The sequence below is a fragment of the Psychrobacter sp. W2-37-MNA-CIBAN-0211 genome (assembly GCF_040309405.1).
GTDB classification, from domain to species: Bacteria; Pseudomonadota; Gammaproteobacteria; order Pseudomonadales; family Moraxellaceae; genus Psychrobacter; species Psychrobacter glaciei.
In genome coordinates, this window is sequence record NZ_JBEOOU010000478.1 from 1 (window position 1) to 245 (window position 245).

The following is a 245-nucleotide window of genomic DNA, read 5'->3' on the forward strand; positions in this document are numbered from 1 at the left end:
CTGGGGCTTCGCGCGCGCCGTTGCGCTTGCGGTGGCGTTGGGGTTGGCGTTGGCGTTGGCGTTGGCGTTGGCGTTGGCGTTGGCGTTGGCGTTGGCGTTGGCGTTGGCGTTGGCGTTGGCGTTGGCGTTGGCGTTGGCGTTGGCGTTGGGGTTGGCGTTGGCGTTGGTGTTGGAGTTGGCGTTGGCGTTGGTGTTGGCGTTGGTGTAGGTGTTGGTGTTACGGCTTCATTCTTCTCAGCACCAAA

At 63.3% G+C, this 245-nt stretch carries 1 protein-coding gene; it reads right to left on the bottom strand.

The window, feature by feature from the left end; translation table 11 throughout:
* A partial coding sequence (locus AAEY72_RS16695; protein ID WP_352311634.1) for a hypothetical protein occupies window positions 1-245 on the bottom strand: 245 nt, incomplete at both ends.